Consider the following 7,678-nt stretch of genomic DNA (forward strand, 5'->3'; position numbering starts at 1 on the left):
ATTGCGAGTGCTGGTACGCGCAAAAATATGGGATTGGCCAACATGCGCCAACAGATTGAGGTCTTGTTGCAGGGTGAATTCGGGATCGAAAGTTCGATTGGGCGTGGTACCCGTGTTGCGGCGACCATCCCGTTGCCGTAAGGGCGCAGCGAGCTGGAATGTCATCCGCTCCTGATCTTACCCTCCAGCAAGAACCTAGAGCGGCCGGTACAGAAATACCCGCCTATCGTTAAAACCTTTTTTAAACTTTTTGTGATCGTTGGTTTTTAAACTACGCATTGTAGTATTATAATTTCTGTTATTTTGAATCTAACAAAACTTTCACGTTTGAATGGTACACCAGTCCCATTCCAAGGCGGTACTAAGGCATTGTAGTACTGGCACAAAATGGTACTCTCTGGCTATTGGATTTTCATTGCTGAGGTCTTATACTGACGAGCGTGGAGAGTTATTCCACAATATAGTTAAACCGCACTAGTCTTCAGGAGGAACACAATGCTTCGCAGCTTCTTCGCCAAGGAAGAGGGACAGGGTCTGGTCGAGTACGCGCTCATTCTCGTTCTGATCGCCGTCGTTGTCATCGGTGCGTTGACCTTGCTCGGTAGGAACATTTCTACGCTATTCAGTGATATAAGTGCAACAATCCGACAACGACCCGGTAGTTGAGAACATTTCCAACCTGTTCGAGCAACTGGCTGGCACGATCAATCCGTAATTCAATTACATGCTGCTGCTGGCTACGCCCGACCGAAATCGGTCGGGCGTATGATTTAGTTACGGATGTGTTGTAGCATACGCGCAATGACCCATCTGAGCAAGGGGCGACCGGTTGGTCGCCCCTTCTGCGTTTGCATTCCCCATCACACGCCCAGAGTGCGGTAGAATGCTCGCGGTAGTAAGGTCGCGGCGACGAGGTGCATGGTGGAAGAACGGCGGAAATGGTGGGCACTGGCAGCAGTCGGGAGTGGGGTGTTGATTTCGACCATCGATGGCTCGATTGTCAATATTGCGCTCAATACGCTGGTGCAAGCGTTTCAGAGCAATCTAAACGTGGTTGAGTGGGTGGTGCTGGGTTATTTACTTACCCTTGCTTGTACGCTTTTGATTATGGGGCGTTTGGGTGATATGTATGGCAAACGCCGCATCTATTTGATTGGGTTTGCGCTCTTTACCGTGGCCTCGTTGCTCTGTGCGACGGCACCATCGATCGGGACGCTGATCGGGTTCCGTGTCTTGCAAGGCATCGGCGCGGCAATGGTGCAAGCGGTGGGGCCGGCGCTGCTGGTGACGGCGTTTCCGCCTAGCCAGCGGGGAATGGCCTTGGGTGCGATTGGGTCATTTGTGGCTACTGGCATCTTGATCGGCCCAGCGCTGGGTGGTATGCTGCTGCGTTACGTTGGCTGGGAGGCGATCTTTTTGGTGAATTTGCCGATCGGCGCACTAGGGTGGTGGTTGACGATGCGTTCGATTGCGCCAGACCAGCCGGCGCGGGCCGGTCAGCGGTTCGATCTGGTTGGTGCCGGGTTGTTGGCGTTGGCGCTGTTTTGCCTATTGTTAGGTCTGACCGAAGGGCCGCTGTGGGGCTGGAATGATAGACGGGTGATTGGTCTCTTTGTTGCCGCTCTGATCGGGGGCGTACTCTTTCTGTTCTGGGAATGGCGCATACCGCAACCGATGCTCAATCTGCGCATCTTCCAACGTTTGGCGTTCTCGCTGAATCTGCTTGCGTCATTTGTGCTCTTTCTTGGCATTTCCTTCAATTTGTTGCTAACTCCGCTCTTTTTCCAACTGGTCTACCAGTTTGATTTACAACGCACTGGTTTTATGTTGATGGCATTGCCGATTGCCCTGTCATTGACATCGCCGATGAGTGGACGGCTGTCGGATCGCTTTGGCCCGCGAGTGTTGACCATCGCTGGGTTGGCGATTGCTGCCGTCGCCCTGTTGGGTTTGAGCGCCAGCACACCCACGACGCCACCGCCGCAGATGCTGGGGTTTTTGGTGTTGTTGGGGATCGGCGTCGGTTTGTTTCAAAGCCCAAATAATAGCACCGTGCTGGGCAATGCCCCGCCAGAGGCGTTAGGGGTGGCGAGCGGTCTGCTGGCGGTCGTGCGTACCGTCGGTCAAACTGGCGGGATTGCGCTGGCCGGCGCGATCTGGGCGTCGCAGATTTTTGCCTTGAACGGCGGCCCGATGACGCCGATTACGGCTGCGCCGCCGCCGATCTTGGCCGGCGGCTATGATGTGGCCATGCGAGTAGCAGCGCTGTTAGCAGTTCTTGCGATCGTGCCTTCATTGGCTGGGGGGCGGGCGTTGCAACACCAGCTTGCAGGAATGAGACGACCGGTAGCTGATTGAGTCCACAGGTGTAGTGGATGGAGAGGTGCGAAGGGGAAACGCAAAGGTGTGAAAGTCGCGAATTGTTACATTGCTACGATCTGCGTTAGGTGCAGCCAGTGATCTGTCTGTGCGACAGCACGGCGAGGCATACAGGTGGAGGATGGTAAATGAACGGTATGACGCGGCGCCTTGCGCGCCCGCTGGTGACGATTCTTGGTATTGGCATGTTTTGGCTGGCGTTGGTCGGTCTAAGCGGATGCGCCGCCACGCCATTGCTCGGAGAGGTAACGGCGAGTTCCGAACGGTATGAGCCGGGGGCAGGTACACCGCTTGCTATCAGCTATGAGATTGGTCGGGCGGCGCTAGTTGATATTTATGTGCTCGATGCTGCCGGCCAGCGCTACGATCTGCGCCGGGCGCAGCCGCGGGCTGCGGCCACCGAACCGTATGTGTTGCGCTTTGATGGCAGTGTGCCGACCAATGATCCGCAGGTGGTACGCCGGTTGCTGCCTCCCGGCCAATATACGCTGGTCGTGGCAGCGCGCGCGGCTGATGGCAATACGACTGCTGAGCGGCGGTTGCCGTTGACAATCGTTGGTCAAGCAATCGAGCCACCGATCATCGAAAATCTGATGGTCTGGCCGCCAGTCATTTCACCGAATGCAGATGCGATTGATGACGTGGCCGAGTTTACGTATCGCTTGCCAGTGAGTGCGACGGTAAATATTGAGGTACTGGCGCCCAACGGTGAGGTGATTCCGGTAGTTACCCGCGAGGAGGAGGGGCCTTATGAGCAGCGGCACGTTTGGAATGGCAAACGACCGAATGGCTCATTGCTTGAGGCTGGTGTCTATACCTATACAGTGCGCGCCGAAGATCCGTTTGGCAATGTCGTGCAGCGACAGGGACAGATCACGCTGGCCGATGTTGGCCAGCCTGAAGCGCGGATTGTTTACTCGATGATTGCGCCGCAACGGGTCATGTTAGGAGAGGTAATTACTGTCACTATCCGGGTGCGCAACACAGGTACGGTGCCGATCCGAACGTATGGCCCACCAAGTGGGTATGAATACACTACCGATGAGGTCTTCTCATCAGTCGAAGATGGGATCTATGCGGCACAGGCTGGTGGTTTCTGGCGGGTTGGCATGGATTGGGATGCCAACAGTGGCGGTGGGCCGAAGCGTTACCCGTACCGCTGGTCAATTTCGCCGCGCCCGCCCGCAGAGTGGGCACAACCGTTCGTGGAAGATTTTCTCTATCCCGGTGAAGAGGCCGAGATTATTGGCCGGGTGCGGATTTTGCAGCGCGAAACCCGCATGGGCTTCTACGTCGGTCTCATCCAAGATGGGGTCGGCTTCTTCCAAGATCGCACCGGACGGACGATCATTGATGTCGGATTTTGAAGGCGCAAAGCGGGCAAGGGCGCAGGGTCAATAAACGCAAAGGCGCGAAGAGCGCAAGGTGGTTGTATGGGGAATCTTATAGTTGATGAGATAAAACGTTGCCGCCGGCAGGACTAATCCTACCGGCGGCACGCTCACCCCGTTGGCGCGATCACGTTACCGATCGGCCACCTTAAACGCCGCACTGCCGATCGATAGCAGATCTCCGCTCTGCAAACGCTGGCGTCCGTTGATGCGATGGCCGTTCAAAGCCACCAACGCGCCGGTATCAAGCGGGGTGATAAACCAGCGTTCGAGCGCCTGCCCAATCTCGGCATGACGTTCAAGTACCTGCCGATCGTGCAGCACAATGTCGCAGTGACGCGCGCTGCCAATCACCATCGAACGGCGATTGACGACGATGTGTTGCCCGGTTCGTGAACCGGACACGCCGATGAGGGTTAGTTCTCGGCTCATAAGGGCCTCCGACGAACAAAACTAGTGCACTGAAACAATATATATCCTTATGATTCTCATTGACTTCTCATTTTGTCAAGCATGACCTTTGGGCTACTTATGATGTTATACCCAGATTGGTATTATTGGTGAATGTATCTCATTGTCCAATAAGATGAGTACTGCGACGAACCTTTGAGGCGCTCCTCTGCGCCGGAAGTAACACCACATTATAGGAGCATCTAGCTATGGCCGAGCCAACGGTGCAACGAGTGCGTATCTACCTCAACGGTGAAGATCGGGCTGGCGATCGACCGTTGTATCAGGCGGTGCTAGCTGAATTACGCCAGAGTGGAGCGACCGGTGCGACAGCATTGTCGGCATTGGGTGGGTTTGGCCCTCGCCGACAAACCCTGCCGGACGCCGAACGGCAGCCGGTCATTATTGAGTGGGTTGACCACGCTGGGCGTATCCAACGCATCTTACCCTTGATTCGTGTGGTGGCTCGCGATGCCCTGATCACGATCGAGCCGGTAGAAGTGGCGCAGGGTGTATTACGTCCCAGCGGGCCGTTTGGCACCGAACAGTTGGTGTCGGATCTGATGCAGACCGAGGTGGCGACAATTGCAGCGGATGCCCCCCTGCTTGCGGCGCTTGAGCAGATCGCTACTGCGCAAGCTGATCTCTTGGCAGTGATGGAGAACGAAACCGTGGTTGGGACGATCTCGGCCCGTGAATTGGTGTGGCGTGGTGGGTTACGTTTACCGCCCAGTTTGCTCGGTGTGCTGGAACCGGCGGAAAGTGCTGCTGCGCTGACAGCGATGCACGGGCGCACGGTAGGCGAGGTAGCCAATCGCGAGGTGCGTGGCGTCCCTCTGACTATGCCAATCCCGCAGGCGTTGACGATGATGATCGAGTGGGGGTATGCGCAGGTGCCGGTGCTTGATGGGCAGGGTCGGTTAGCGGGCATCTTCGGCCAGCGCGAAGTCTTGCTGGCAGCAGCGCGCCAACCAGAACCAACCGATACGATAGCGGTTGAGGCGCGGGTTGGGATGGTGATGCAGGCTGCGACGGCGCGGGTTACGCTTGGCCAGCCGTTGGCCGTAGCGTTGGCGATGCTGATTACTGCACCGAGTCATCTCTTGTTTGTGGTTGATGGCGATGGACGACTGGCCGGAATCTTGCGTTTGAGCAACGTGCTCATGCGCTTACAGGGTGAAGAACGCGCGGCGCTGTTGGCCGCTTTGCAACGGTCGCAACCCACTCCGGCGGCGGCGCTTCCCGGCGCGCGCCGGGCAATTGATAGCTTGGTCGAGCCGGCACCGGCAATAGTGACGATCGATGCAGGGTTGGGCGCTGCCGCCCGCCAATTGCTGAATGTGAATGCCGAACGGTTACCGGTAGTTGATTCAGATGGCCGGCTGTCGGGTATAATCGCACGTGGCGCTCTGATTCGGGCACTCTTACAACAAAGCGAATAGTAGGCAGGAAATGTATGGCTGATCGGGTTTTAATTACCGGCGGCGCCGGATTTCTCGGTATCAATCTGGTGCGGTATCTCTTGGCGCGCGGCTATGTTGTGCGTTCGCTGGATATTGCCCCCTTCGACTATCCTGAGCGAAGCCAGATCGAGGAGCATACGGGTGACATCCGCGATCGGGCGGTGGTCGATCGGGCCATGAAGGATGTAAAGTTTGTCGTGCATACGGCAGCGGCGTTACCGCTCTATTCGCCAGCTGACATCTTTTCGACCGATATTGACGGCACCCACAATGTGCTTGAGTCGGCGCGCGAGCATGGCGTCGAGCGGGTCGTCCATATCTCGTCAACCGCCGTGTATGGTATTCCTGACCATCACCCGTTGGTGGAAACAGATCGGCTCAGCGGGGTTGGGCCGTATGGCGAAGCGAAGGTCAAGGCCGAAGAGCTGTGCCTTGAGTTCCGCAAGGCGGGGATGTGCGTGCCCATCTTGCGGCCTAAGTCGTTCGTTGGCCCTGAGCGGCTCGGCATCTTTGCTATGCTGTACGATTGGGCAATGGAGGGCCACAACTTCCCGTTGCCCGGCAATGGCAAGAATCGCTACCAGTTGCTCGATGTCGAAGACCTCTGCGAGGCGATTGTGCGTTGCTTGACGCTCGATCGCGATCGGGTGAACGACACCTTCAATATCGGCGCCAAAGAGTTCACCACGATCAAAGAGGATTTTCAAGCAGTGCTCGACGCAGCCGGTCACGGCAAGAAGATCATTACCTTCCCAGCGGCGCCGATGGTCTGGGCACTGGCGATTCTCGAAAAGCTCAAGCTGTCGCCGGTCTATAAGTGGGCGTATGGCACCGTGACCGAAGACTCGTTTGTGTCGGTCGAAAAGGCCGAGCGGGTGTTGGGCTTTACGCCGAAATACTCGAATAAAGAAGCGCTGGTGCGCAATTACCAGTGGTACGTTGCCAACGCCAAGCGGTTTGGCCAGCAGACTGGCGTGTCGCACCGCGTGCCGTGGAGCCAAGGGATTTTACGGTTGGCGAAATTGTTCTTCTAACCGATCACGATCCATCGCAGGGGCGGGTTTGAAACCCGCCCTTACCTTTTTGCTAATCCGCTGCCTTTTCCCCGAGCAAGCTCACCATTCATCGCCAGCGCAATCCCATCTTGCAGCGTAGCGCGGGTTTCAAACACGCTCAAATCGGCGCCGAGGCTAACCAGCGTTTGCGCCACTTCAGGGCTAATCCCGGTCAACACCACATGCGCCCCCAGCAAGCGCACTGCTCGCGCCGCCCGGATCAGCGCGTCGGCGATAAAGGTGTCAACCGTAGCGACACCAGTGATGTCGATGATGACCATCTCAGCGCCGCGGGTGGCGACGCCTTCGAGCAAAGTCTCAATGATCAAGCTCGCGCGGCGTTGGTCGATCACACCGACCAGCGGCAGTGCAACCGCCCGCTCGCTGATCGGCACCAGCGGCGTGCTCAGCTCGCGCAGCGCTCGCTCTTGCGCAGCGATAATCTCTTCTTGCATACGCAGCCGCTCGAACTCAATCGCCTTGATTTCGCTAATGTTCTGCATCATACCGACCATCCGCGCCGCTTTGCCGTCAGGGCCGGCAAGAAAGTAACCACGGTCGAGAATCCATACATACGAGCCGTTCTTGTGCTGGAAGCGATACTCGATGTCATACTCGCTCAGCTTCGTCTCAGCCTCACCCAACAGTTGCAACGCCCGTTCACGGTCTTCGGGATGGATCAACGCTTCCCATTGAGCAATACCACCGTCAAGCTCATTGATGGTGCGCCCACAGACATATTCAGTTTCGCCACTCCACGAAATCACACCGGTAGCAACATCGTAGTCGTAGATCATCAAACGCAAAGCGCGCACGAGCACGGCATACCGTTGGCGCAGATCGTTAAGCTCGCGCAGCAAGGTCTGCTCGTCGGATGGCATACCAACCTCATATGAGATGATTGCTGACAGCTTGGTCACGTTGCAACGGGGCTATGAGT

At 56.8% G+C, this 7,678-nt stretch carries 7 protein-coding genes; 5 read left to right on the forward strand and 2 right to left on the reverse strand.

Going from position 1 to position 7,678, the window contains the following annotated elements; genetic code table 11:
* Nucleotides 1–495: 495 nt before the first annotated feature.
* The 3 genes from Q1A59_RS14015 (at nucleotide 496) to Q1A59_RS14025 (ending at nucleotide 3,746) form a co-directional block, all read left to right on the forward strand.
* Entirely contained in the window at nucleotides 496–666 is a 171-nt protein-coding gene (locus tag Q1A59_RS14015; protein ID WP_299645142.1) for a Flp family type IVb pilin, read from the forward strand.
* A gap of 252 nt (nucleotides 667–918) precedes the next feature.
* Nucleotides 919–2,358: an MFS transporter gene (locus Q1A59_RS14020; protein ID WP_299645143.1), complete on the forward strand. Its 1,440-nt coding sequence runs from the start codon at nucleotides 919–921 to the stop codon at nucleotides 2,356–2,358.
* A gap of 158 nt (nucleotides 2,359–2,516) precedes the next feature.
* Entirely contained in the window at nucleotides 2,517–3,746 is a 1,230-nt protein-coding gene (locus Q1A59_RS14025) for a hypothetical protein (RefSeq protein ID WP_298407237.1), read from the forward strand.
* Nucleotides 3,747–3,902: 156 nt separating this feature from the next.
* On the opposite strand, the gene Q1A59_RS14030 is transcribed toward Q1A59_RS14025, so the two are convergent.
* Entirely contained in the window at nucleotides 3,903–4,202 is a 300-nt protein-coding gene (locus Q1A59_RS14030; RefSeq protein ID WP_298407239.1) for an FHA domain-containing protein, read from the reverse strand.
* Nucleotides 4,203–4,429: 227 nt separating this feature from the next.
* Between Q1A59_RS14030 and Q1A59_RS14035 the strand changes: the two genes are divergently transcribed.
* The gene (locus tag Q1A59_RS14035) at nucleotides 4,430–5,662 is read left to right on the forward strand and encodes a DUF190 domain-containing protein (RefSeq protein WP_298407241.1); all 1,233 of its coding nucleotides are present in this window, start codon (nucleotides 4,430–4,432) and stop codon (nucleotides 5,660–5,662) included.
* A gap of 14 nt (nucleotides 5,663–5,676) precedes the next feature.
* On the forward strand, nucleotides 5,677–6,717 hold the full coding sequence (locus tag Q1A59_RS14040; protein WP_298407244.1) for an NAD(P)-dependent oxidoreductase: 1,041 nt from the start codon (nucleotides 5,677–5,679) through the stop codon (nucleotides 6,715–6,717).
* 41 nt (nucleotides 6,718–6,758) lie between these two features.
* Here the strand turns inward: Q1A59_RS14040 and Q1A59_RS14045 are convergent, their stop codons facing one another.
* The gene (locus Q1A59_RS14045; protein ID WP_299645144.1) at nucleotides 6,759–7,619 is read right to left on the reverse strand and encodes a PAS domain-containing protein; all 861 of its coding nucleotides are present in this window, start codon (nucleotides 7,617–7,619) and stop codon (nucleotides 6,759–6,761) included.
* Nucleotides 7,620–7,678: the final 59 nt, after the last annotated feature.

This window comes from uncultured Chloroflexus sp. (genome assembly GCF_937951745.1).
GTDB lineage: Bacteria > Chloroflexota > Chloroflexia > Chloroflexales > Chloroflexaceae > Chloroflexus.

What these genes read in the sequence shown, in the direction of transcription:
- Q1A59_RS14030 (WP_298407239.1), bottom strand. Translation starts at nt 4,202, where the DNA reads ATGAGCCGAGAACTAACCCTCATCGGCGTGTCCGGTTCACGAACCGGG.
- Q1A59_RS14040 (WP_298407244.1), top strand. Translation starts at nt 5,677, where the DNA reads ATGGCTGATCGGGTTTTAATTACCGGCGGCGCCGGATTTCTCGGTATC.
- Q1A59_RS14025 (WP_298407237.1), top strand. Translation starts at nt 2,517, where the DNA reads ATGACGCGGCGCCTTGCGCGCCCGCTGGTGACGATTCTTGGTATTGGC.
- Q1A59_RS14015 (WP_299645142.1), top strand. Translation starts at nt 496, where the DNA reads ATGCTTCGCAGCTTCTTCGCCAAGGAAGAGGGACAGGGTCTGGTCGAG.
- Q1A59_RS14020 (WP_299645143.1), top strand. Translation starts at nt 919, where the DNA reads ATGGTGGAAGAACGGCGGAAATGGTGGGCACTGGCAGCAGTCGGGAGT.
- Q1A59_RS14045 (WP_299645144.1), bottom strand. Translation starts at nt 7,619, where the DNA reads ATGCCATCCGACGAGCAGACCTTGCTGCGCGAGCTTAACGATCTGCGC.
- Q1A59_RS14035 (WP_298407241.1), top strand. Translation starts at nt 4,430, where the DNA reads ATGGCCGAGCCAACGGTGCAACGAGTGCGTATCTACCTCAACGGTGAA.